The sequence below is a fragment of the Duganella sp. GW821-FHT01E12 genome (assembly GCF_059422325.1).
The window spans coordinates 1-23,698 of the sequence record NZ_JBWKWR010000012.1; the positions used below are offsets into that span (position 1 = coordinate 1).

General features: G+C 55.6%; 18 protein-coding genes and 2 pseudogenes. 12 read left to right on the forward strand and 8 right to left on the reverse strand.

Annotation, left to right across the window (positions count from 1 at the left end):
• The first annotated feature begins 229 nt into the window (after positions 1 to 229).
• Positions 230 to 4,084 carry a sensor histidine kinase gene (locus AC07WS_RS25265; protein WP_494731723.1) on the forward strand — a complete coding sequence of 1,285 codons (3,855 nt, stop codon included), beginning with the start codon at positions 230 to 232 and terminating at the stop codon, positions 4,082 to 4,084.
• A 9-nt stretch (positions 4,085 to 4,093) separates the two neighbouring features.
• Here the strand turns inward: AC07WS_RS25265 and AC07WS_RS25270 are convergent, their stop codons facing one another.
• The 4 genes and pseudogenes from AC07WS_RS25270 to AC07WS_RS25285 all read right to left on the reverse strand — a co-directional run.
• Positions 4,094 to 4,435 carry a DUF1840 domain-containing protein gene (locus tag AC07WS_RS25270; protein WP_494731724.1) on the reverse strand — a complete coding sequence of 114 codons (342 nt, stop codon included), beginning with the start codon at positions 4,433 to 4,435 and terminating at the stop codon, positions 4,094 to 4,096.
• A gap of 171 nt (positions 4,436 to 4,606) precedes the next feature.
• Positions 4,607 to 5,113 carry a hypothetical protein gene (locus tag AC07WS_RS25275; protein WP_494731725.1) on the reverse strand — a complete coding sequence of 169 codons (507 nt, stop codon included), beginning with the start codon at positions 5,111 to 5,113 and terminating at the stop codon, positions 4,607 to 4,609.
• A complete protein-coding gene (locus tag AC07WS_RS25280) occupies positions 5,113 to 6,819 on the reverse strand; it encodes a M1 family metallopeptidase (RefSeq protein ID WP_494731726.1) in 1,707 nt (568 codons plus the stop codon). The genes AC07WS_RS25275 and AC07WS_RS25280 overlap by 1 nt, the downstream gene beginning before the upstream one ends.
• A gap of 111 nt (positions 6,820 to 6,930) precedes the next feature.
• Positions 6,931 to 7,524 (reverse strand): annotated as a pseudogene (locus AC07WS_RS25285) (ATP-binding protein); the annotation flags it as partial.
• A gap of 669 nt (positions 7,525 to 8,193) precedes the next feature.
• Here AC07WS_RS25285 and AC07WS_RS25290 point away from each other — a divergent pair.
• The 5 genes from AC07WS_RS25290 (at position 8,194) to AC07WS_RS25310 (ending at position 14,451) form a co-directional block, all read left to right on the forward strand.
• Positions 8,194 to 8,781 (forward strand): tyrosine-type recombinase/integrase, encoded by a 588-nt coding sequence (locus AC07WS_RS25290; protein ID WP_494731872.1) that lies wholly within the window; start codon positions 8,194 to 8,196, stop codon positions 8,779 to 8,781.
• Positions 8,781 to 10,376 (forward strand): site-specific integrase, encoded by a 1,596-nt coding sequence (locus tag AC07WS_RS25295; protein WP_494731727.1) that lies wholly within the window; start codon positions 8,781 to 8,783, stop codon positions 10,374 to 10,376. Before AC07WS_RS25290 ends, AC07WS_RS25295 begins: the two co-directional genes overlap by 1 nt.
• 3 nt (positions 10,377 to 10,379) lie before the next feature.
• Entirely contained in the window at positions 10,380 to 12,170 is a 1,791-nt protein-coding gene (locus AC07WS_RS25300; RefSeq protein WP_494731728.1) for a tyrosine-type recombinase/integrase, read from the forward strand.
• Positions 12,171 to 12,530, forward strand: a complete 360-nt coding sequence (locus tag AC07WS_RS25305) for a hypothetical protein (RefSeq protein WP_494731729.1) — start codon at positions 12,171 to 12,173, stop codon at positions 12,528 to 12,530.
• A gap of 196 nt (positions 12,531 to 12,726) precedes the next feature.
• Positions 12,727 to 14,451 (forward strand): hypothetical protein, encoded by a 1,725-nt coding sequence (locus tag AC07WS_RS25310; protein WP_494731730.1) that lies wholly within the window; start codon positions 12,727 to 12,729, stop codon positions 14,449 to 14,451.
• Between the two features lie 26 nt (positions 14,452 to 14,477).
• Here AC07WS_RS25310 and AC07WS_RS25315 read toward each other — a convergent pair whose 3' ends face one another.
• On the reverse strand, positions 14,478 to 14,720 hold the full coding sequence (locus tag AC07WS_RS25315) for a helix-turn-helix domain-containing protein (protein ID WP_494731873.1): 243 nt from the start codon (positions 14,718 to 14,720) through the stop codon (positions 14,478 to 14,480).
• On the opposite strand from AC07WS_RS25315, the gene AC07WS_RS25320 reads away from it, so the two are divergent.
• From AC07WS_RS25320 to AC07WS_RS25340, 5 genes are all read left to right on the forward strand, one after another.
• Positions 14,613 to 15,017: a hypothetical protein gene (locus AC07WS_RS25320; RefSeq protein WP_494731876.1), complete on the forward strand. Its 405-nt coding sequence runs from the start codon at positions 14,613 to 14,615 to the stop codon at positions 15,015 to 15,017. The genes AC07WS_RS25315 and AC07WS_RS25320 overlap by 108 nt on opposite strands.
• Before the next feature lie 30 nt (positions 15,018 to 15,047).
• Complete coding sequence (locus AC07WS_RS25325; RefSeq protein WP_494731731.1) at positions 15,048 to 15,518, forward strand: hypothetical protein; 471 nt, start codon at positions 15,048 to 15,050, stop codon at positions 15,516 to 15,518.
• A 136-nt stretch (positions 15,519 to 15,654) separates the two neighbouring features.
• Positions 15,655 to 17,730, forward strand: a complete 2,076-nt coding sequence (locus tag AC07WS_RS25330; RefSeq protein ID WP_494731732.1) for a hypothetical protein — start codon at positions 15,655 to 15,657, stop codon at positions 17,728 to 17,730.
• Entirely contained in the window at positions 17,727 to 18,494 is a 768-nt protein-coding gene (locus AC07WS_RS25335; protein WP_494731733.1) for a hypothetical protein, read from the forward strand. Before AC07WS_RS25330 ends, AC07WS_RS25335 begins: the two co-directional genes overlap by 4 nt.
• 2 nt (positions 18,495 to 18,496) lie before the next feature.
• Positions 18,497 to 19,618: a hypothetical protein gene (locus tag AC07WS_RS25340; protein WP_494731734.1), complete on the forward strand. Its 1,122-nt coding sequence runs from the start codon at positions 18,497 to 18,499 to the stop codon at positions 19,616 to 19,618.
• On the opposite strand, the gene AC07WS_RS25345 is transcribed toward AC07WS_RS25340, so the two are convergent.
• The 3 genes and pseudogenes from AC07WS_RS25345 to AC07WS_RS25355 form a co-directional block, all read right to left on the reverse strand.
• The gene (locus AC07WS_RS25345; protein ID WP_494731735.1) at positions 19,602 to 20,903 is read right to left on the reverse strand and encodes an SAM-dependent methyltransferase; all 1,302 of its coding nucleotides are present in this window, start codon (positions 20,901 to 20,903) and stop codon (positions 19,602 to 19,604) included. The two genes, AC07WS_RS25340 and AC07WS_RS25345, sit on opposite strands and share 17 nt — an antisense overlap.
• A gap of 488 nt (positions 20,904 to 21,391) precedes the next feature.
• Positions 21,392 to 22,312: pseudogene (locus AC07WS_RS25350) on the reverse strand (YifB family Mg chelatase-like AAA ATPase); the annotation flags it as partial.
• Between the two features lie 97 nt (positions 22,313 to 22,409).
• Positions 22,410 to 22,649: an accessory factor UbiK family protein gene (locus AC07WS_RS25355; RefSeq protein ID WP_494731736.1), complete on the reverse strand. Its 240-nt coding sequence runs from the start codon at positions 22,647 to 22,649 to the stop codon at positions 22,410 to 22,412.
• Between the two features lie 277 nt (positions 22,650 to 22,926).
• On the opposite strand from AC07WS_RS25355, the gene AC07WS_RS25360 reads away from it, so the two are divergent.
• Complete coding sequence (locus AC07WS_RS25360; RefSeq protein WP_494731737.1) at positions 22,927 to 23,691, forward strand: TorF family putative porin; 765 nt, start codon at positions 22,927 to 22,929, stop codon at positions 23,689 to 23,691.
• Positions 23,692 to 23,698 lie beyond the last annotated feature (7 nt).

Below are 23,698 nucleotides of genomic sequence, written 5' to 3' on the forward strand. Positions count from 1 at the left end.
CAGGACCGTGAAACAACTCTGCGCCGATGATAGTGCTGCAACCAGTGTGAAAGTAGGTTATCGTCAGGCTAGTTATACTAAAAAGCCCCTTCCAATGATTTGGTCGGGGCTTTTTTTCGTCCCGATTTATCTTTGTGCATTAGAATGGCTTGCATCACGGAGACGCAGCCCTATGCCAGGTTACGCAATACGTTTTATCTTTCTATGCGGCTTGCTCTTGCCGGCGCTTATGCCTGTCGCAGGGGCTGCGCCGCTCAGTCTGCGGTTTGAGCATCTCGGCATCGAACAGGGGCTGTCCCAGGAATCCGTCACCGCTGTCCTGCAGGACCGGCATGGCTATATGTGGCTGGGGACGCAGGCGGGCCTGAACCGCTACGACGGCTACCGCACCACCGCGTTCAAGAACGATCCGACCAATTCGCGCAGCCTGCTCGACAACTATATCCACGCCTTGTATGAGGACGGCAATGGCACCATCTGGATCGGCAGCAAAGGCGGCTTGGACCGTTATGACCCAGCCACCCAATCGTTCGTTCACCAGCCCAGCAAGGGCGGCAACCTGACCATATTGAGCATCGTCGGCGATGGCCAGCAAGGGCTGTGGCTGTCCACCAGCGATGGTTTGCAGCATCTGGATATCCCCAGCGGTACGGTGCGGACGCTGCGCCATGCGGCGGACGATGCCGACAGCATCGCCGACAACCGCGTCGGCGCGCTGGTGCGCGATCAGCGCGGCAACCTGTGGGTGGGCACGGCCAGCGGCGTGGAAATGCTGGTGGCCGGTGGCAGCAAGTTCCGGCATTTGTCGCCGCGGGACGGCGCTGCGGCGTCCAACAATATTCAGGCGCTGTCGATTGGCGCCGACGGCGTGCTATGGGCCGGCACCTTGCAAGGCTTGCAGGCCTGGCGTCCGCTCGGTGACAACGCCGAGCGCATCCCGCTGGCGCCGGCCGACGATTTGCATGATCAACGCATCACTGCGCTGCTGCATGACAACGATGGCGTGCTGTGGGCGGGCAGTTATGCCGATGGTTTGAAGCGGCGCGATCCAGTGACGCGGCATTTCTACACCTACCGCCACAATAGCCAGGACCGGCACGGCATCGGCGACAACCAGATCAGCGCACTCTATCAGGACCGTACCGGAACGCTGTGGGTGGGCAGCTGGTACACCGGCCTGGACTGGGTGGACCTGACCAGCGGCGGCTTCGAACGCTACACCGAGTATCCGGGCGTGATGCCCAGCATCAGCAACAACAAGGTGCGCGTGGTCGCCGGCGCGGGGCCCAACAAGTTCTGGCTGGGTACGGGCAGCGGCTTGACCTTGCTCGATACCGCCCAAGGCGAAACCGAAGTCTGGCGCCACAACGAGCGCGACCCGGCCAGCCTGCCCGGCGACCAGATCCAGGCGCTGCAGATCGACCAGCGCGGCCGCCTGTGGGTCGGCAGTTCGAACGGCCTGGCCTGGCGCGACGCGGCCGGCGGCCGGTTCACGCGGGTGGTGCTCGACGCCGATCCCGCCGCGGCAACGATACAGCGCATTCTGGTCGACCGCGCCGGCGCGATCTGGGTGGCGTCGCGCGCGGGCCTGCATCGCATCGATCCGCAAACGGGCGCGATCGGCACCTGGCGCCACGACCCCGCCGACCCGGACAGCCTGGACGGCCGCGTCTATTCGCTGATGGAAGACAGCCATGGCGTGCTGTGGGTCGGCACCGAAAACGGCCTGGACCGCTTCGACCGCGCCGCCGGAAAATTCCGCCACTATCGCCACGAGCCCGGCAAGGCGGACAGCCTCAGCAACAAGCGCGTGCATTACACCTACGAGGACGACAAGGGCCGCCTCTGGATAGGCACGGCCGCCGGCTTGTGCCGCGCCGAACAGGGGGCCGACGGCGAACTGCATTTCCGCTTTTATCCGACCAGCAGCGGCCGCGCGCCGGACCCGGTCGGCGCCATCCTCGCCGACGAGCACGGCCGTCTGTGGATCAGCAGCACGGCCGGCCTGACGATGCTCGACCCCGCCACCGGCGCGTTCAAGGAATACACCTCGCGCGACGGACTGATCGACGGGTCCTACTTCATCGGCTCCGGCTACAAGGCGGCCGACGGCATGCTGCTCTTCGGCGGCCTGTCCGGCCTGACGGCCTTCCAACCGGCGCACATCCGCGACAACCCGCACGCGCCACCGGTGTCGATCACCGATTTTTCCATCTATAACCAGTCCATCCTGACCGGCCAGCCGCGCAGCGACGTGTTGGAGAAGGGCCCGATCTACGAGGCGCGAACGCTCAGGCTGGGCTATCGCGATGCCGTGTTTTCGTTCGAGTTCGCCGGCCTGCACTACGCCGATCCGCAGCGCAACCGCTTCGCCTACCAGCTGGAAGGCTTCGACCCGCAATGGGTGACGGCCGATGCCGGCAAGCGCTTCGCCACCTACACCAATCTCGACGCCGGCCGCTACGTGTTCCGCGTCAAGGCCGCCAACAAGGACGGGGTGTGGAGCCGCGAGCCGGTGGCGGTGGAAGTGATCATCGCGCCGCCGCTGTGGAAGACCTGGTGGTTCCGCCTGCTGATGCTGACGCTGGTGCTGGGCAGCGTGTACCTGCTGTTCCGCGTCCGCCTGCGCATGCTGGTGCGGCAGAAGCACGCGCTGGAGGCCGAGGTGGGCAACCGCACGCGCGAACTGGTGCAGCAGAAGGAATCGATCGAGCGCCAGAAGCGCGAAGTCGAGCGCCAGAAGGAAAGCGTGGAGCTGGCGCACCGGAACATCTCGCTGCTGTCCGATATAGGCCGCCGCATCACGGCCAACCTGGACAGCGAGGCCATCATGTCGATGCTGTACCAGCAGGTGCATGCGCTGATGGACGCCAGCGTGTTCGGCATCGGCATCTACCGGCCCAAGGACGAGCTGATCGAGTATCCGTTCGCGATGGAGAAGGGCAAGCGCTACGCGCCCTACACGCGCAGCATGCGCGAGCCCAACCAGCTGGCCGTCTGGTGCATCAACCACGCGCAGGAAGTGTTCATCAACGACCTGGAGCACGAGTACCCGCGCTACATCAGCCACCTGGCGCTGGTTTCCGGCGCCGAGGACATGGGCACGCTGGAGGACGGCTCGCTGCCGACCGAGCCGCGCTCGCTGATCTACGTGCCGATCTCGGTGGCCGGCCAGGTGCGCGGCGTCATCACGGTGCACAGCTACCGCAACCACGCCTACCAGCGCATCGATCTCGACATGCTGACCACGCTGGCCTCCTATGTGGCGGTGGCGTTCGCCAACGCGGACTCCTACCGCCAGCTGCGCGACACCCAGCAGCAACTGGTGGAGCGCGAAAAGCTGGCCGCGCTCGGTTCGCTGGTGGCCGGCGTCGCGCACGAGTTGAACACGCCGATCGGCAACAGCCTGGTGATCGCCAGCACGCTGGAGGACAAGACCCAGGAGATCGAGCAGCGCCAGGCGAGCAACACGCTGCGCCGTTCCGACCTGAGCAGCTTCATCGAGGCGTCACGCGAGGCGTCGACGCTGCTGATGCGCAGCCTGCGCAACGCGGCCGAACTGGTCAATAGTTTCAAGCAAGTGGCGGTGGACCAGGCCAGCGCCAAGCGGCGCCATTTCAATCTGCACCAGGCCAGCCAGGAAATCGTGACGACGATGAAGAACCAGATCCGCAAGGCCGGCCATCAGGTGGAACTGGAAATGCCGGACGATATACAGATGGACAGCTTCCCCGGCCCCTACGGCCAGGTCATCATCAACCTGATCAACAACGCGCTGCTGCACGCGTTTGAGGGACGCAGCGGCGGCGTCATCAAGATGTGGGCGGTACGGCTGGGACCGGATCGGGTGCGCATCGTGTTCCAGGACGACGGCAAGGGCATTCAGCTGGAACATCAGGCGCGCATCTTCGACCCCTTCTTCACCACCAAGCTGGGGCAGGGCGGCAACGGCCTGGGCCTGAGCATCACCTACAACATCGTCACCTCGCTGCTGGACGGCAGCATCCGGGTCGACAGCGCGCTCGACGTGGGCACGCGCTTTACGCTCGACCTCCCGCTGACGGCGACGCTGGCGGGGGACTAGCTTGCGGGCTCAGATGCCCCAGATGATGCTCTCGTTTTCCTGCTTGGCCGAGCGCAGCATTTCCAGCAGCGGGAAGGCGCGGGCGGCAAAGCCGACCCGTTGCATGACGGCATGTTCCACGGTCTCGCCATCTTCCTTCTCGTGGGTGTGGGCGTCGTGCTCGACGTCCGTTTCCGGATGCAATTTGCTCGCAGCAACTTCGCTCTCCAGCACCGACAAGGCCTGGGCCGCCTCCTCCGCCGTGATGACGCCGCGCGTAGGATTTTTGTGGAGCAGGTCCAAGATGCGCTGAGCATGTTCCTGATACATCAGAACTTCCGGACTGGACTTCGATTTAAAGGAAATTAACATAAAGTGCTTTCTTAATCTTGTAGTGGAACGATAGCACGGTGCACCGTTTCTTGCCTTCGCGGTGGCCGTAATCGAAACATTAGGCCCTGGGCATTACTATACAAGAGGCGGCCCCGTCTGTATGAGCGGTAGCGCACATCGTTAAGTCCTTCCTAAGTCCGCGGCATCGTTTCAGTTCAGTTTGAAGGAACCGAGATAGGTCTCGACCGTGTCCTGCACGATATTCTTGTCGCGGCCCATGACGATGACCTGGTAAATCCGCTTGTCCCTGGCGATGAAGTGGCCGATCAGGCGCATCGCTTCGCCGTTCTGGCTGCCTTTGGCCTCGACATCGAGCGTGGCTTGCTTGCCGTCGGCCGCCGATTTATGGCTGGTGACGGTGGCGCCGATGTTGTTGACCAGCGCGGTCTTCATCGCTTCGATCGCGGCCGGGCCCTGGGCAGCGTCCGGCACCTGGGCGCTGCCGACCGCGAAGATCACACCGTTGACCTCGGTCGCGGTCATCGTCATGTTCAGCGCCAGCGTATCGAGCTGGATGCTGCGGGTCTGGCTGGCCGGCTTGCCGGGGAAGAGCACGGCGTAGGGCGCGTCGCTGCTGCGGTAGTCGCGCCAATCGTATTGCGGGCTGCAGGCCGTCAGGGCGGCCGCCAGCATCAGCGCCAGGGAAATTTTTTTCATCAGGACTTGGCTTTCATTTTGCGTTGTTCCTCCTGGCGCTGCCAGTCGTCGATATGGGCTTGCTGGCGCAGCACGCGCGAGTTGGGATCGATGGTGTACAGCGCCTGCGGCGGCAGCGTCAGTTCGCCGCTGCCGTCGGCCATGGACAGTGTCTCGATGCGGCCGTTGACGCGCACTTCCACCGGCATCGGGAAGGCGCCGCCATCCTTCAACTGCCAGCGCAGCTTGAGTTGCTGGCCGTGGCGTTCCTCGACCAGCTCCGGCAGCGCGGCGTGGTACAGATAGGCGTCGAAGAACCAGCCCAGGTCGCGGCCGCTGGTCTGGTTGGCGATGGCGATGAATTCGCGGGTGCTGCTGTAGCGCGGCGCGAAGTTGCCCGGCTGCGGAGTGTCGGTGCCGTAGACCATGCGGCGGGTGGCGCGGAAGAAGGCGTCGTCGCCGATCAGGTTGCGCAGCGTGTGCAGGATCAGCGAACCCTTGGTGTAGATGTCGTTGCCGGGGCCGCCGCGTTTGTCCTCGTAGACGTCCTCGATGCGCTTGCTCTTGCCGCTGACCACGGGCACCTTGTTGCGCAAGGACTTGCGCTGCGTGAACAGCTCGGCCTGGAACTCGCGCTCGCCGCGCAGATGCTCCAGGTACAGCGGCTGCATATAGCTGCCGAAGCCTTCGTGCAGCCACATGTCGTCCCAGTCGGCGTTGGTCATCTGGTTGCCGAACCATTCGTGCGACAGTTCGTGGTGCAGCAGCCAGTCGTAGCCCAGCGGCGACTTGGCGTAGCCGTTGCCGTAGGCGTTGATGGTCTGGTGTTCCATGCCCAGGTGGGGCGTTTCGACCACGCCCATTTTTTCGTCGCCGAACGGATAGGGGCCGATGCGGGCCTCGAAGAAATCGAGCATGGGCGCGAACTCGGCGAACAGGCCCTGGGCTTGTTTGTCGTGGCCCTTCAGGTACCACATGCGCAGCGGGATCTTGTTGCCATAGCGGCTGTCGTACTCGCCGGACAGCAGTTCGTAGGGGCCGATGTTGAGCGCGACGCCGTAGGTGCTGGGGTTCTTGGCGCGCCAGTGATAGGTGCGCCAGCCGTCCTTCTCGTCCATGCCGAGCGCGACGCCGTTGCCCGCCACCACCAGCGGCGACGGCACGCTGATGTGCAGGTCGATCAGCTTGGGCTTGCCTTGCGGATGGTCGATGCAGGGCCAGAACAGATCGCAGCCTTCGCCTTCGACGGTGGTGGAGATCCACGGCTGACCGCCCTCGGTCTTGCTCCACATGAAGGCGCCATCCCAGGGCGCGTGGGAGGCCACGTGCGGCACGCCGTGGTAGCGGATGCGCACGGTCGTGCGGGCGCCGGCCGCCAGCGGCGTCGGCAAGGTCAGGTAGAGGCGGCCGTCCGGGTTGCTGATCGCCGACGGCGCCAGCTGCACGCCGTCCGCGCTGGCGTAGTCGACGGGCAGGTTGCGGTCCAGCTCGACCGCGATGCGGGTCAACGGGGCGCTGGCGAGGAAGGTCAGCGCGGCGTCGCCGTTGATGCTGCGGCTGGCGGGATCGACGCGCAGCGCCAGGTCGGCCCGCTCAAACGTGACGGCCAGCTGTTCCGGCGCGCGCGGGCTGCCGGAGTTGGCGGTGAAGTCGGTCAGCGGCAGCTGGCTGCTGGCGCAGCCGGCCAGCAGCGCGCTGGCGGCAAGGTAGAGGGGCAGGCGTGTCATCGATTTCCCGGCGGGTTGTGGAGGCATCGAGCAATATAGCAGCAAGCTTGGCGAAGAGGTAATGCTTAGCGGCGGGATGGGCAGAATTAAGCATGGGTGCGCCGCGCGCACTCAACGCTCGCGCAACGCGCGCCGGTACTGGATTGCCTCCAGGATGTGGTTTGCCAGGATGCGCTCGCTGCCGGCCAGGTCGGCGATGGTGCGCGCCACGCGCAGGAGGCGGTGGTAGGCGCGGCCCGACCATTGGAAGTGCTCCATGCCCTGTTTCAGGCAAGCCTTGCCGGGGCGGTCGAGCTTGCAGTAGTGGTCGATCTCGCGCGTGCTCAGGTACTGGTTGCGCTTGCCCTGGCGTTGCAGCTGGACGTCGGAAGCCGCCTGCACGCGGGCGGCGATCACCCGCGACGGTTCGCCGTCGGCGTCGGCCGCCAGGATCTCGGGATCGACCGCGCGGACTTCGATCTGGATATCGATGCGGTCCAGCAGCGGGCCGGAGATGCGCCCCTGGTAGCGCTGGATGAGGTCCGGCGAACAGCGGCAGACGCCGCTGATGTGGCCGTCGTAGCCGCAGGGGCAGGGGTTCATCGCGGCGATCAGCTGGAAGTGGGCGGGGAAGTCGGCCTGGCGGGCGGCCCGCGAAATGGTGATGCGGCCCGACTCCAGCGGCTCACGCAGCACGTCCAGCACATGGCGCGCGAATTCGGGCATTAGGTTACCCTAACTGTCTGTATGTTTCGAAGATGCTGGACTTCGCGTAAATTAGCTATAGTCGCTTCGAAGAGGCATGCAATGCTTAGGAAGTTTCTTGTCTTTAAAATTTCACCTATCGATTTGATTGAAGAGATCGATGTTGAAATAAGTCAACTACCTCTCTCTCCCGAGGCGTTCCCGCGTCGGCTGACTTGGTTGAAATACGCCTATGGAATCGCTGACAACAATGGCGTCATAAGCATGGCAGCCACAGCTTTTCTTATCGACTGCGCACAGAGAAGTCGAAGTGTAGATGGTGACGCTGTGCGGACGTATGCTGAATCGATAGCATATTGGTTGAATTACATTTCTGACTTGAGACTAAATCAGGAGAACCTGCGGGAGCCTGATCTCCAGCAATTTCGCAATAAACTATCCAATAATCAGTCAGCAAATGGCCGTCGGCTATCACCGTCTACGGTTGCCCTCCGTGTCGGAATTGTCCTTCGATTTGTAAAGTGGTCTCATCACACTTCGTGGGTCAAATCGCCATTGGGAAAGCAGCTATTTGAGATGCCACCGACTCGTCGTTATTTACAAGCTTTCGGTTCGCCAAGAACAGCCAGTATGCCTGTGATTGCGCTGCCGCGAGTAGTACAGCGAGCCCCCCGGCCACTTAGCCCGCAGATGCTTAAATCCATAAGTAATTGCCTATCGCCTTCCTATCGGCTGATTGTTCAATGGGCCATATCGACCGGTATGCGTCGGGCTGAAATTTGCCGTCTTACTATCGAGGACATACGGAGAGCAATATCTTCCGGATACCTGGGATCACTGTGTGAAATTCGCATTCTACGCAAAGGAGGCGTCTTGCAGAGCGTGTACGTTCTCCGAGAACTTTTGGATGCTACTCTCTGGTATATCAATACGACGCGCCCCACTCCCACTCGTGGAATGGAGGAGTACGTGTTCCTTAATAAACATGGCAGTCGAATCACTCCCGAGCGTGTAACGAAGACCTTTGGGCAGGCCTGCCAGAGTGCTGGACTGAATACGACATTTCATTCGATACGGCATACGTTCGCGCTTACGGTGTTGGAACTGCTAGAACGTTTAGCCTCCACTGGAGCTTCGATAAATCCGCTTAAAACTCTTCAGGTGTTAATGGGACACTCCTCTGTCGCTACGACTGAAATTTACCTTCGTGGGTTAGAGATCGCATCTCCTCAGGTTGAGCAAGCGCTTGAATTTTTATACGGCTATACGGAGGGGTGATGCAGAAAAAAATACAGTTTGAAGATCGCTCCTTTGCACTAGGCCTGAGTAATTCTGTCGCAATGATGCTCTTTGAAGCTCATGAAGCCTTATATGGCCATACGCGTCTTGGTACAGCTACTACGGCCTGGAATAGCCTACGCAGCTTTGCCCGATTTCTTGCCGACCAGGGACTGGCTTCTGAGGAAAGGTTGCCTCCTACCGTCCTTCTTGATTTTTACGATTGGCTCGTCGCGCTAAATATTCAGCCAGGCACAAAGCTATCCTATTTGAACGACGTCCGGACGATGATTCGGTGGTGCTACCGCAATCTCTCTGACGGATTCGAGGGGCGGCTTATTGACGAGACCAGAGTTTTTCACAGACAAGCACCCAATCCTTTGCCGTCACTAAGCGAGGATGTCTCCAAGAAAATCATGAAGGCCGCGCTATCGGAAATTGAAGAAGTCATTGTTCGATTGAGTGCTGGGCGGCAGGAGGTGCTAGAAAAGAACACCGAGCGCGCCCGGTTGATAGTTCGCCTGCTTGAAATTGGCGGCGGAAACTTCCCTTCTCAACGTACGATATCAAGAAGTGGAGAGGCACTGTCCCGCAAGACCAAGCAATTTGGATTGAAATCGCTGCACCATTGTGTGCTTCCTTCATCCCGCGATTTGCTCCCGTTTTTGGTTGCAATTCAGTTTCAGCTCGCAGGAAACCCGCTGGCTGTCATGGCGTTAAGAAGGGGCTGCATAGAAGCTCATTCTTTGCGATCTGATAGAGAATGGGTCACTTGGGAAAAGCCTCGAAGTCTCCGAATGCAGCGAGCGGATTTCCCCTCTGATAAATCAAATGCAGCACCGTCCTTGATTCGAAATCTTCTGCGTCTAACCGCGCCCTTGCTCGAGCTCAATCCTCCTGATAGCGAAGCCCTCTTTCTCTGTTACGACCGAGGAAGAGTGTCGTTACCGGTGCTACAAACGTGGCATCACGTGCTTCATCAATTTTGTGCGCGACACGAGATTCCTACCTTTGCCTTCACGCAGTTGAGGCGGACTTCTGCGGTTCTTCATCATCAAGGGGCCGGCAGTATCTTGGCGGCTCGGCAAAAATTAAATCACCTTTCCGTTGCAACTACGATGCGCTACAGCAGTTTGAGTGATCGTGACCAACAGCATGATCGTGTGATCGTTGAAAGCCAAAATGCTCTTCATGCGCGAACGAAGAATCCTGTGGATGCCCTGGTCCATTCCACAGACAAGTCTTCCAATGCTGACACCGTTTTTGGGTTCATCTGTAGAGATCCCTTCTCAAATTTTGGCGCGGCGCCGTCTCGAAATACACCATGTGATCATTTCTATCGATGTGCGACATGTCCAGGCGCGCTAGTCCCTCTGGATAGTGTAAATGTCATCGCTGCATTGTTGAAAACCCGTGCTAGTCTTGAGGAGACTCAGGGACGCGCTGCATTGGAAGGATGGATACAACGATTCAATGTCTTGTACCTTCCAACGCTTGAGGTTCTGAACAAGAACTTATTGCCCAATGTCGCAGAGCATGTGATGGAAGCCGCAAGCCAATTAGCTACGGCTCGTCCCTTTCCTCGTTTGGAGTAGCCCATGCCAAAGACTCTGCAAAATCAAGGAGCGAGGCTATGGCGCGTATCCGCTCATCCTCTCTATCCTGCAAACGAACACGAAATCACTTGGCTTAATTTTTTGCCACCTAAAAAAAACGAGACTCGCCATCAACGTGAGTATTTGAGGTTGAGCGCAAGACAGTTTATTTCGCGGTGGATTCAGCGTACTGAGTCAAAGTACGGCCAGCTAAGCCCTGGCACAATTCGAGCAAAATATAAGGAATTGCGCACTCTTACAAATTGGATGGTATCAAGGGGAATTTGGCGGTACAAGTTGTTGTCGAAGATCGATTTGATCGAGTTTTTAGAAGTTAAACTTATGGGAAGAGCTCGTGAAGCTCAAGTGTCGAAGCGCCTATCGCGAGCTACGATGCAGCAGTACATTAATTTGCTGGATGACTTGTGGTCGGATCGCGACCACTACGTCGGATCGCTAAATGTTGACGTTCGAGCCCATCTTGAATTCGCGAATATAGCCGCTAGGGGACGCGCTAATGAACAGTGGCGGCCTATCTCACTTCCAGCTGCCACGTCTCTAGTAAAGACCTCACTGCAGCGCATTGATAGTAGCGCGGACCTGGAAGCTCTCGTGAATGAGGTATGGGATACCAGTAAGGCATGGGTTGGGAAAACCGTTTCAGAAAGAAGATCTTCTTCCCGAGCTCTACATAGGCAAATATCCGTTAGACATCGTGCTACGGAATTAGCCTCTCATGGCCAAGCGCTAAAAGAAACCTCGTTTCTTGGCGCGGTTGAGGATGTCGTTGCTGCAAGCTTGCTCTTAATTCTTCTCTTCTCAGGTATGCGAATTTCTGAAGCGCTTTCCCTTTCATGTGATTGCCTGGAACAGCGTCCTCACTCTGATGGTGTTAATTACTGGTACGTGAAGGGCATAGCTGCAAAAAAAAAGGGAAAGGAACGCATGTGGGTCATACCGGATGTGATCGTGAGCGTCGTGCAACTTATGGAGAGATTGTTCCGGCCCATTCGGATGCGCTATCAGCTCAGCTGTCTTTTCATTAGCAAGGCCTGGCGAATGGAAATTTTGACTGGCCGAGTAAAGCCTGATCCATTGAGCAAAATGACCGCAAATATCTTAATGCGTCGCTTTGCTGACGCGAACTTGGATGCAGCGGAGATGGTTGATGGTGTCTTTCACGCGCACAGGGCGCGAAAGACATTCGCTCGGTTCGTTGTGATGAGGGATAAATCAGCGTTGGAGTCCCTTGCTCACCACTACGGCCACGTTTATGCGGCGGTTCTTGATCGCCATTACGTCGGCAACGACTTTGCTCTAAGTGAACTAGTAAAGGAGGAGGATCTTATTGAGTTACGCATGGGCATTCTCAGTTTGCTGAACTCGGCATCCATTGGTGGAAAAGCGGGTCTTCGCCTTATGAGCCAGCGAGATGACCTTGCATTCAGGGGGAAGCTTACAATTGATCTTCTCGCAGAACGCCTGATAGCCGAAGGTGTGGTGCTTGCACCTTGCGATTGGGGGTACTGCGTCTATGCAAAGGAAGAATCTAAGTGCCGAGGAAGTGTAATTGGACCTAATCCCCTGGAGCGCGCGCCGTCCGTATGTGCGAGCTGCAATAACTTTGCCGTAGTGGATCGTCATCTGCCGTGGTGGGAAAGGCGCGCTGGGGAGCAAGAAGCGTTTCTGCTTCGACCTGATATCTCTGAGCAAAGTCGAAGAATCGTGTCACAGCAATTCGAAGCCTCACAACGGATACTGCACAGTGTGATCTCCCGCGACAGAGAGAAATAAATGCAAAAAGAAAAATTGCTCGGGGTACGCCAGAAAATTGCATCTGCAATGGCACTGTTGAACGCCGAAGACCGAATAGGCACCGTTTCGATTTCAGAGTTGTGCCGTATAGCCGGCGTTAGTAGGGCCAACCTCTACTCCCATCATCAAGATCTAATTGCTCAGTTTCCTCCTAAAGCGAAAACTGAAAGGTCCAGCGGCACGGCCCCTGCAAGAGAGCCGTTGCTGAACGAGGTGGCCAAGTTAAATGCGAAGGTTCAAGCATTACGCTGTATTTGCGTTGAGCTGAGTTTGGAGCTGCGAGATGAGCGCGCAAAGATTGAAAGTTTAGAGCGGGAGCTCAAGAAGCGGGCACGTTGACGCCAACTTCGTGGAGTCGGCGTCGTTAGAATGTGTGCATTTTTCCCGTGAGCAAGATGCTATCCTGATTATGAGAAACAAGTCCGCCCGTGCGCAGACAACTTCTCCACGTTTTGTTCATAGTCAGAAGACAGGCCCTGTAGGCGATACCTAAACGGTACAGGAAGATCAGAATTTAATTTTAAATTTATCAAAAATGAGCGATAACACAACGTATAAGCAAGAAGTCAAAGAAAAGAGTCGAATTGAAATCTGGTCAAACGCCGTCAAGAAACTGACAATTGAACGCGAGCATCAACGTATTTTACATCCAAACTATATTCGTAGGCTATGGGATTATGCTTTTGATGAAATTCTTTCTGATGGATTGAATTGTGATCCAGATGAGAAGTTCATTGAGGCTTGGACAGATTTTTCTAATAATTCTTACGAGACTAAGCGGCCACAGCAGCTAAAGGTTGCATATTTCTGCGGACCTGAGCCAGAAAATGATCTTGCGATTATGATTGAGTTGGGGATTCAGGTTGAGAATGTTTGGGCAATTGAATCTGATAAAGAAAACTACCAGTTTGCGCTGAAGCAGGCAAAGAAAACATACCCAACGCTGAAGGTTTTTAACGGTTCTATTTCTGATCTGCTGAAAATTACCTCTTTTAAATTTGATATAATTTATCTTGATTTCACGGCTCCGCTTTTTAGTAAGCAATCGAAGCCTCTTTTGACGATTAATTCCGTTTTCGAAAACGACTCTTTAAGTGATCTGGGAATTCTGGTTATCAATAGTTGTCTTCCGGATGCAACTGACGAAAATGTCGAATTCCTGGCCTCTTACTTCAGGAGCCAGCCTTTTTTAGAGTCAGAAGTCATCTTAGGCCCGAAAAAATCTGGCTTCTTTGCCGAAGGTGTCGATGCCTATGGTTTTATCGATCAAAAAGGGTACGACTACGCTGTCGCTGAGGGATATCTTGAGGACATAAAGGATCAGCCCTTATACGAAAATGCGATTCGATCGAATTTTGAAGCTGCATATAGTGCGTTTTCAAGTCATTACCCCGCTATGATTGCGGGCTACATGCAGCCGATGTGGAGGGTTGCCAATAATCCCGCACTAAAAAGAATGCTTCTTAAGCTCGATGACCAAAAAATTAAGGCCTGCATTGAAAAGATGACGACGATTCAAGATTATGAATCAGAAGAAGATACTACGGATGATGAGCTTAAGGAAAAGTTTCAGTTATCTGGAGGAGAGGTGTTTGAGAGTCATCAGGAATTTCCTATATGGAATTTCATGTTGCGCTTGAAGGAATCGAAAAGTGTTGTTTGCAAATATTGGTACGAGCAATTCACAAAGAAGAATGGATCGGCTTCTTTGCTCGAAAGTGTGCAACTTTATGATTTGTTGAGGAATGCCAAGTATTCGTATAAGGAAATATTGTCAGGGATGTTATCTGATTCTATTGATCAAGTAATTTCTGCATTGCCTGATCCACATGGGGGGATATTTTGTGATGTGCCGATGGCGCATTTGTGGATAGAACTTGCCGTCAATCACATGGGAAATTCTCATCATGCCAATACCGATCAGCATTGGCGGGCGAAGTATCAAGCAAAAAGCAGGGAAATGTATTTAGATATGTTTGTTTTCGACAATTGCCGATCTCTCTACAATTGGCTGCCAATGATCAACTTATACGGTCAGGATATGGTATCGCTGGAGCGGCAAATTATTGTCAGAAGTTGCATGGATGCGATAACAAAGCAGAATCACTATTCGGCGTTCTTTAGCTATTACGGTGCAAATTTGATTGGTGTAGGAAGCAAGCGTTGGTCGGATTTTGGGGAACTCAATGCCCGCAAGGACCTAAACTTGTCGCCGGACAGTTTGCTGGATGATGGTCCAGCGTCATCGGAAGCACCGTAATCCCGGGTCTAGGAATTGATCCTACTTCACAAGCCCGCACTCGCCAGTAGACCTGACGGAGATGTCCCGAGGGCGCTGGCGATGCGAGCTATGTTGAAGAACGTGACGTTTCGTTCGCCCCGTTCAATCCTGCCCATGTGGCTGCGATCTATTGCGGCTCTGTGAGCGAGTTCTTCCTGGGACAAATTCATCGCGCGCCGCGCTGCCCTGACCGCCATGCCAAAGGCCTGGAGATCAGCTGCATGTTCGGGAGACGGCGCATTTTTCATCCCCTTATAGTTAAGTTTTCGGGCAAAATAGGCCACGGCATTTACGACCCATTCACCCCAGCACGGAAATTTGTCGGTAGGCATTTGGTCCTTACCGTGCTTTATTTAAGGTATAACGTGAAAAAAGCAGTTCTAGTTCGTCTTCCAGTCCCTTTACATGAAGCCTTGCTGTTATGGTCGGCTGACCTGACAATTGAACGTCGTCGGACGACATCCGTTCCTGCGTTAATTGCAGAGATTGTTGCCGAGGAGACGAAACGGCAGGAGCGGATTATCGAGGTGCAGCAGCAGAGCTAACTGACGCGACGCGTCAATGAGGGAGATATGATGACGAAGGCGCTGGAGTGGTTTAGGCGTGGAAATTCCAATGTCGATCCATTCGATTCATTCTCAGACTATTGGCGCGGGTTCAACAATCTGTATTTTTCGACTGAGCAGATAGATGAACGGAGAAAGATTCGCCACTTCCTCCAAGCACAAATCCAGGACGCGGATGCAGCAGGGTTACTCGCCAGCCACTCGCAGGAGATCTCGATCCTTGTCAGCTCGCCAGTTATTGACATGCGGGGAAACGGGCACGATACAGCGCCCTTCCTGGCAGAGTACGTAGCTGCCGACCGCCCGGCAGCAAAGCTGGCGGCGTTATCGATGATTATTTATCAAGTACGTTGTAACTTCGAGCATGGACAAAAATCGCCGTCCAGTGAGAGAGACCTTGCATTGTGCATTGCATCCGGGAAAATTACAGCCGCCATAATTGGTGTAGTCGCAGGTGCAACTTTCGGTGACAAAGTGTGATTATTTGCATAGTGGAAATGTGTATACTCAGTTAGTCCGCACCCTGCATGGTTAGGATGTTAGCGATCAGATAAAGGGATACACAGTGGCGCCAGTACAGAACGACCTTCGATTTCCTGTCATCCATCAGTTCAGCGTGTCTGACTATCAACTCTACCCTGGCGATCATGGGCGAGGTTTTAGCTACGATGTAAAGTCAGGTGTCAATATTGTGGTTGGCGTCAATGGCCTTGGCAAAACCACTTTGCTGAACTTGTTGCTTAAGTTGGTCGCTGGACCGAGTCAGATTCAGGCGATGTCCGGGCTCGGGATGGGGAGTCGTGAAGAGGGGCGCTCTCATTTGCGCTTCTTCTCAGCACGGGTGAAGGACGCCGCAGCTTCTGCGACAGCCACCGCCACCTTGGGGTTTGGTGAGCGTCGAATTATAGTAACTAGAAAGCTGTCTTCGCTTGACATTATCTACTTAAAAATTGGCGATATCGAAGCGAATGAAATTAATGCTGAAGCTTATGAAAATCGCTTTAAACAGGGTGTATTAGAACTTTCCGGTCTCCAGCAATACTATGACTATCTTCTGCTAGTTCACTTTATCTTCTTCTTCCTTGAGGATCGCCAAGCCCTTGTTTGGGACGAGGACGCCCAAGCCGAAGTCTTGCGAGTTTTGTACTATGACCCGACTTCTCAGGTTGCATACCGTGCGCTCTATAACAAGATTGCGCAGTATGACTCGGAGATTCGCAACACCCAAGCGGTCCTTAGCCGGCATGAAAAGAATCTTCAAAAAGAGTTGGTTAAGCAGGCTGATAACCGGGCTGGACAAGAGCTGAAGTCTTTGCACAAGACACTTAATTCCCTGAAGGACTCTATGGTTGTCCTTGAGGAGAAGACTGAGACACTCAACAATTCGCGTATCGCCTACCGAGATCAGGTAGAAGCATTACGAATCCATCGCGAGGCGAAAGTCAGTAAGGCACGTGCAGCCCACGAGGAATATCTTCGAGCTGAATTTTCCGCTGCTGAAAATGAGGCGCTTTATGCAGTCGCATCAGTAATTAGCGAACGCGGCTGTATTTTCTGCGGATCGCATACGGAACGTGCCCGAACCGCTGTTCAACAGCGGCTCGACGTTCATCACTGTCCGCTGTGTGACGCCGGCCCCGGTGAGCGAGAGCAGCATGCCGATTTAGCTGACAAAAGCGACTTGCTGGCTTCCGCTCACATAATGGAAATTGAGGCCGAGGACGATGCCCAGCAAATAGCCAGTGTTGATGCTCTGATCGCAACGGTCACTGACCAATACCAATCTTTGATGCGCAAGCTCGTCGATCAGCGAAAGCAGCACCAAGAGGTACTACTTCAGATCAAAATCATCGAAAATGGCCTGCCAAAAGACGCAGACCAGATCCTGGCATTGCAAGATAAGCTTATGGGGTTCAAGGACTTGCTCGAACACTCAAAGCAAGAAAAGGCTGAAGCAGAAGCATCGTTAGCAGCGATTGTCGATCCTGGCGAGGCACGCGTCGCTGAAATGGCTGAGGCGATTATTGAGCGGTTCAAGGAATACATTACGGGCTTTATGGCAGAGACGTGCGTTCTCCAATATGACGTGCGTGAGAAGCGAATTGGTCAAGGGCCTTCGACTGTTAAGTTCCGGTTCCCAGGGTTCTCTGTAAGACTGACATCCGGCGTTTTCAAGGATGAGGCCGCAAATCGCATGTCGCCAAACGATGTTTCGGAATCGCAGCGCGAATTCATAGACATGGCGTTCCGCATGAGTTTGATCGCTGAAATTACAACTCAGAGCTCTGCGATGATGGTCGTCGAAACACCTGAGGCGAGTCTCGACTCCGTGTTTGTTCCGCGCGCCGGAACAATGATTCGTCAGTTTTTGCAAATTGCAGAGAACTCGTCCAACTTCCTGATTGCGAGTACAAATCTCAACAGGGAAGCAATGATTCCTGCTCTTTTCGGAGTGCTTCCAGAGACTGAGGCAGTTCAATTCGCGCGTGAGAGCGACCGCGAAGGTTTTAACGCCAGGGCTTTGAGGGCTGTTCCACCGAGTGAGCGAATAAGCAGGATGGTGAACCTTCTTGAGATAGCGGCGAAGAACGCAGCGCTAACAAAATACGAGGGCGAGTACAAGGATGAGTTTCAAAGGGCCGTCTTCCCATCTTGGGAAAATTTTGACTCGATATCTGAGGTGGGGAAATGACTCAAGCCCAACCGAGCCATTTCCGACGTTACTGGATCTTACTGGTACTGCGTGCTACCTGTCTCGCCGGCTCTGGAACTGTGTCATCAGATTTTTTCCACAAACTGGTCTATTACGTCAATGCCTTGCTACCGAGCGTAGGGTTGCCTTCAGAGACTGCGCGGGTAATGAAAGCTAGCTATGGCCCTTTTTTTCCGGAGTATCAATGGGACCTGGATCGGTTAGTCGGTGCGAGATTGGTTGAGGTCGCAGACCTGCAATGGATTTCGGCTGATCAGCGATTTTTCGGGAAATATAGAATCACTCAGCGTGGGCAAGCGTTGGCTGAGCAGGTGGCCTGTGGGACAGGGGGGCTGACCGACATTGAACGTGCGATATCAGAAATGGTTAGCGCATTCCTGTCGACGCCGGCTGCTCTGACGACACTTGCAGCTAAGTTGGACGCAAACTTTGGCCAGGACACGGTCAGAGAAGGCGAGGTTATCGACTTTGGGGAGTGGAGTGGTGAGAACCATTCGCGGGATGCAGCTAAATTTCTCTTCCATAACTGGCTTACTCGGTTTGCTTTGCCCGTTGAACCTGCCGGCATACCCGCAGCTACATCCAACGAGGAAATAGCGGAAGATGCTGGCGCCGAACCGCAATTCGAACCGTTTCAAGTGGATAAGGTCGTGGACGAGAAAAATGGTCGTTCGTTCCATTTGTACGCAAATTATCTGGTCCATCGACTGGCTCAGCAATCTAGCGCAACGGTCGGAGTATAACGATGGCTTCCTCGACGAGCAGTTTTGGCGCCGCGAGTGCTGCTGACCTTATGGCCTCGATTGGCACGATACCGACCGCCGGCATCGGCTCCGCATTTAGTTTTGAGCGAGCAGGCGGCCGCTCGATCGACCAAGTTCGGCACGCATGTCGCGAAATCACCTTGCCTCATTCGTTGCCTACCTGCGTTACCTATGTGTTCTGTGACGATCTGGAGCGAACCGCAGCGGCCAACGATTTTGACGAAATCAATTTGGTTTGGACGACTGACACTTCGGTCGTGTTGGGAGATATCGAAAATCGGATTGTCCTAATTAGTAGGAATGGAGGGGCTGGTTGCTGTTCTAAATCCACGTATCCTAAGATGAGCGATCACGCCAAAGCCATCGCTGCGTTGGGACTAGGAACAACCGCGACCATAATTTTTCAGCTTCACAGCTCAGTCGTGACCCTGTACCCAAGTGGGATTGCTAGTGGAATCCATGAGCAGCGCCCATTCGGCGTGGTTTCACAGTTGTTGATTGGCGATACGCTTGAGAAGACACTCGACCAATTTGACGACACATGGGTCAACGCTCCTTCAGGTCGCTCCAAGGTCTGGGCGGACATAGAAGGGCATTCTCATGTGCCGGCAGAAAGCACAGAGAAAGTAATACAAGTCCAACTTCAGTTTGCCCTGAAGTTTGTGGATTCTGGTTCATTGATTATGGACGAGTTGCCTAATCCTGATGGGCGCGCGGATCTGTTGCTGTACTCTGAAACGCCGGCTGGTCCTCACAGAGTAATCCTTGAGTTAAAGGTGCTGCGTTCCTTTAGCCACCCGACAAAGCGAGCGAAAGGCGTGTCGAAGGTTTCGAACGCGGCAAATGAAGCAAGCGCATTGGAAGTGGTAAAGCAGGCCTGGAGCTATCGCTCGCACTACAACGCACATAGGGCATGTGCTAGGTTATACGACATGCGGAAACCACCGGTAGATGGGGCGGTAAAAACCAAATCCCTTGCGCTGGCCTCGAAGCTCTCGGTCGACCTATGGATTAGTGATGTGCAGTTTACTTCGCAGGACAAGCGAAATGCAAAAGTCGAAAAAGCACTGACTTCTTTGAGCGAGGTCAGCGGCGAGAAATAGTTACCAATGACTCGGGCAGGTTTAGTGTTCCGCCTTGCTGTGCGCTAGAACGCATCGAACGGACTTTGTGCTGCGCTATCACTTGGAGTCCATAATGCGGCGCCAGCTCCTCCAGAATCTTTGGGACAGGAAGATGTATCCCTTGGTACTGTGAGTCACCTACGACCAGTTCGATTTGTCCTGCGGGCGTTAGACGGTCTCCGATTTTGCTGACAATCCCAATAAGGTCTGCGAAGTACGCTCCGACCATCTCAGGAATTTTCTCATCCCACAAGTCTTCGCGTTTCGCGGTGAGCTGCTCATACACGCTTGTCAACGTGTCCGACCTCAGATCAAAAGACAGGTCGCGTCTGATCTGGACATGCGAGCGAAGCGTCTGCTCGCGCAGGGAGCGATTTCCGCTGTTTGACGTGAGGTACCCTAGCATCCATAGTTCGACGTTATATACATCTGTGTAGTCGAAGGAATTTGGATATGGCGGAGAGAAAAGTGCCAGGTCAATTCCACTCTGAACGTGATTGACCTGTTCCCTTGAGTCACCTCGTAGGAGCGTGTAGTCAGTTACCTTCTTCCGCGCGGTTAGAGGTGCGTCTTCAATAATTCTTGAGAACGAGATATCGAACAGACTGTCGACGTCAGGTATTTCCCTGGATTGCCAGCCGCGCCGGTAGCGCCGCCCCTTCCCATTCACTACCGCATTGCTTGCCGGGATGAGTGTTGAACCTAATGCTACTCGCGCGATGCGCTGAATTCCTAGATCGTCGAGTTCTTCGATCGCAGCACGATAGCTCAGAATTTTTTGCGCAATATCAAGGTTAAAGATCCACCGTTCTTTCACGCCTGGCTCGATGAAAGTCGGTGGCAACGGATACCGCTCGATCAATTCTGGCTTGCGAAGTTGTTTTGCGCGACGGATCAGTGATCGCTTGATGTGGAGAAGGCGTGCGGCATCCAAGACTGAAAGCTTTGCCTCAGTAAGGTCCGCTAAGAAGGGATTGACCTCTATTACGGTTGGAACGATGCCAAAGAATTGCGATGTTAGTGCGGTGGTTCCTGAACCCGAAAACGGGTCAAGAATCGTGCGCGGCATTTGAGGCTGGCTTTGAATTACCTCTTGAACGAATGATGGGGAGAAGGCCTCTTTGAAATGGAACCATCGTTGGAATCCTAGGCCAGTAGTCCCTTGGTTGGTGGTCGGCGACGGCGAAAGCCAGCCGTCTAACCAAGAGCTGACACCAGCCCCATCGGGGAGGTCCTGTGGCTGGGTGTTGTTGCTACGATCCATGTGGTCTTTACTATCCTTCAAAGGTTTCCGCAAAAAACGCGTCCTATCTAATTATAATATCATGAAAATGATGATATTATAAAAAAATGTCAAGGCCAGTAAAAAACAGGATACTCATGCGCGAAATGTGTTCGCGACTATCCGCTATGCTGGATTCGACCCGGCGCTCGGATGCCGAGATCAGTAGAGTTCTTGGGTATGCAAATTCCGCTACCTTGGCCCGTATGCGTCGGGGGGAGGCGTTTCTTGACGCCGAGAGGCTGGCTGCATTTGCGCAGATCGCGATATGCGACGAGGCTCACCCAAATTTGCACTGGGTCCTTACAGGGCAGGGGCCACCGCTCACAGGCCCAACTCGTAGTCGAGAAATTGAAGCAACCGAAACATTGATACGGAAAATTACTTCGGATTCACTGCTGGGTGGTACAAAGACCACTTGAGACACTGCAAATATGGCATACAGACAACGGCCTAAACCCTATAAGGCCGAGCTCGTCAAGAAAAAGCACGCCCCGGTGCGCCAGCGAAATCTCGCCCGGCCTGGGCACGCTGCCGCCGCCGACCAGCGCCGGGCCGGACGAAGTGTGGTGCGGCGAGCGGAACGGGCGGCGCTTCCACTGCTCGATGCGGAAGGCGCCCGTCAGCGATTGCACGGCGGCCGCCTCCAGCGCTTCCTCGTCGCTCATCTCCGGCAACAGGCCGGCGAAGCGCGCCGCCAGCATGGTCTTGCCGGCGCCCGGCGGGCCCACCATCAACACCGAGTGATTGCCCGCGGCCGCCACCTCCAGCGCCCGCTTGACGAACACCTGCCCCTTGACGTCGGCGAAGTCGGGATACGTCTGCTGCGTCACCAGCTGCGCCGTATCGTGGCGCGACAGCATCGTTTCGACCGACCTGGCCGCGAAGTGGCTGCACACCTGGAGCAGCGATTGCGCCGGGTAGATGGCGGCGTTGCCGACCAGCGCCGCCTCGTCGGCGTTGGCCAGCGGCAGGATGAAGGCCAGGGTGCCGCCGTCGCGGCGCGTGGCCAGCGACATCGCCAGCGCGCCGCGTATCGGCCGCAGCTCGCCGGACAGGGACAGCTCGCCGGCGAACTCGTACTGATGCAGGCGGTTGGAGGGAATTTGTTTGGAGGCGGCCAGGATGCCCAGCGCGATCGGCAGATCGAAACGGCCGGATTCCTTCGGCAAATCGGCCGGCGCCAGATTGACGGTGATGCGTTGTGCGGGAAATTCGAATCCGCCATTCTGGATGGCGGCGCGGACGCGGTCTTTGGCTTCCTTGACCTCGGTGTCGGCGAGTCCGACGATGGTGAAGGCCGGCAAGCCGTTGGCCAGATGCACTTCGACGCTGACCTCCTGCGCCTCCATGCCCGCCAGGGCGCGGCTTTTGAGTACGGCTAGGCTCATGGGTTAGCGGACGACCAGTGGGATACCAGCCGCCAGCGTAGCCCAGGCCCGCCGCCGTGTTTTGCGCTAGCCCAAACGGGCGCAGCGCAGACCGGCTTTATTGGCCGGCTTTGGCTTCCAGTTCCGCCAGGCGCGCTTCCAGCGCTTCGAGCTTGGCGCGGGTCTTGGCCAGCACCTGCGCCTGCACGTCGAACTCCTCGCGGGTCACCAGGTCCAGCTTGGCGAATCCCTGGGTCATCATCGACTTGACGTTCTTCTCGATGTCCTTTGCTGGGGAGTTTTCGATGGCCTGATTGATCTTGTTTTGCAAGTCATTGAAAAAAGTATTCATATCCATAATATTCCTTGATCTAACCGGCCAAGCACTGCACCATTGCAGTGCGCTCCAGCCTTATTGTGGTGCGAAATTCGGAAAAATCACCGCCGCACCCATCCCATTCTCACATTCTTTCAAATGCGGTCCCGTTGCCGATGTCGTTCGGCAGCTATCACCTCGACAAGATTAGCTGGCACGCATTCTGCTAAAGAAGTCATGAACGCTCTTATCGCTTCGCTTCACACAGGATTTTAAACCGCAACTGCTAAACAAGTTCAACTACACAAGGAAAACAACTATGAAAAGCTTGAGCAAGAACTTTACCCTGATCGCAGCGTTGACATTAGCATTCGCCTCCATGAGCGCCGGTCTGGCGCGCGCCGAAGACGCGACACCCGCGCCGGAAGCGAAACCCGACAACGAAGTCAGCTTCAACGCTGCCGTTGTCAGCGACTACCGCTACCGCGGCATATCGCAGAGCCGCCTGAAGCCTGCACTGCAGGGCGGCGCGGATTACACCCATAATCCGACCGGCCTCTATGCCGGTACCTGGCTGTCCACCATCAAATGGACCAAGGATGCGGGCGGCGACGGCAATGTCGAATGGGATCTGTATGCCGGCAAACGCGGCGAGATCGTCAAGGACGTCAGCTACGACGTCGGCGGCCTGTATTACTACTATCCGTCCAACGGCCTGCACCCGAACGCCAACACCTTCGAATTGTACGGCCAGATCGGCTACGGCCCGGTCACGCTGAAATACTCGCAATCGACGACCAACCTGTTCGGCTTCGACGACAGCAAGAACAGCGGCTACGTCGACGCCTCCGGCAACTTCGAGCTGACCGACGGCTATGTGCTGAACGTGCACGCGGGCCACCAGAACGTGAAACATAAAGGCGCCTTCAGCTATACCGACTACAAGCTGGGCGTGACCAAAGATTTCGGCGTCGTGACGGTGGCCTTGGCGGCGGTCTATGCCGACACGAAAGCCTACCCATCGCCGGACGGGAAGAACCTGGCCAAAACCGGAGCAGTCCTGACCATTTCCAAAACCTTCTAAGCGAGGC

Excerpts from the sequence above, each read along its gene's own strand:
- AC07WS_RS25265 (WP_494731723.1), top strand. The coding sequence starts at position 230 with ATGCCTGTCGCAGGGGCTGCGCCGCTCAGTCTGCGGTTTGAGCATCTC.
- AC07WS_RS25305 (WP_494731729.1), top strand. The coding sequence starts at position 12,171 with ATGCAAAAAGAAAAATTGCTCGGGGTACGCCAGAAAATTGCATCTGCA.
- AC07WS_RS25290 (WP_494731872.1), top strand. The coding sequence starts at position 8,194 with ATGCTTAAATCCATAAGTAATTGCCTATCGCCTTCCTATCGGCTGATT.
- AC07WS_RS25315 (WP_494731873.1), bottom strand. The coding sequence starts at position 14,720 with ATGAAAAATGCGCCGTCTCCCGAACATGCAGCTGATCTCCAGGCCTTT.
- AC07WS_RS25295 (WP_494731727.1), top strand. The coding sequence starts at position 8,781 with ATGCAGAAAAAAATACAGTTTGAAGATCGCTCCTTTGCACTAGGCCTG.
- AC07WS_RS25345 (WP_494731735.1), bottom strand. The coding sequence starts at position 20,903 with ATGGATCGTAGCAACAACACCCAGCCACAGGACCTCCCCGATGGGGCT.
- AC07WS_RS25300 (WP_494731728.1), top strand. The coding sequence starts at position 10,380 with ATGCCAAAGACTCTGCAAAATCAAGGAGCGAGGCTATGGCGCGTATCC.
- AC07WS_RS25325 (WP_494731731.1), top strand. The coding sequence starts at position 15,048 with ATGACGAAGGCGCTGGAGTGGTTTAGGCGTGGAAATTCCAATGTCGAT.
- AC07WS_RS25275 (WP_494731725.1), bottom strand. The coding sequence starts at position 5,113 with ATGAAAAAAATTTCCCTGGCGCTGATGCTGGCGGCCGCCCTGACGGCC.
- AC07WS_RS25360 (WP_494731737.1), top strand. The coding sequence starts at position 22,927 with ATGAAAAGCTTGAGCAAGAACTTTACCCTGATCGCAGCGTTGACATTA.
- AC07WS_RS25310 (WP_494731730.1), top strand. The coding sequence starts at position 12,727 with ATGAGCGATAACACAACGTATAAGCAAGAAGTCAAAGAAAAGAGTCGA.
- AC07WS_RS25335 (WP_494731733.1), top strand. The coding sequence starts at position 17,727 with ATGACTCAAGCCCAACCGAGCCATTTCCGACGTTACTGGATCTTACTG.
- AC07WS_RS25270 (WP_494731724.1), bottom strand. The coding sequence starts at position 4,435 with ATGTTAATTTCCTTTAAATCGAAGTCCAGTCCGGAAGTTCTGATGTAT.
- AC07WS_RS25355 (WP_494731736.1), bottom strand. The coding sequence starts at position 22,649 with ATGGATATGAATACTTTTTTCAATGACTTGCAAAACAAGATCAATCAG.
- AC07WS_RS25280 (WP_494731726.1), bottom strand. The coding sequence starts at position 6,819 with ATGACACGCCTGCCCCTCTACCTTGCCGCCAGCGCGCTGCTGGCCGGC.
- AC07WS_RS25340 (WP_494731734.1), top strand. The coding sequence starts at position 18,497 with ATGGCTTCCTCGACGAGCAGTTTTGGCGCCGCGAGTGCTGCTGACCTT.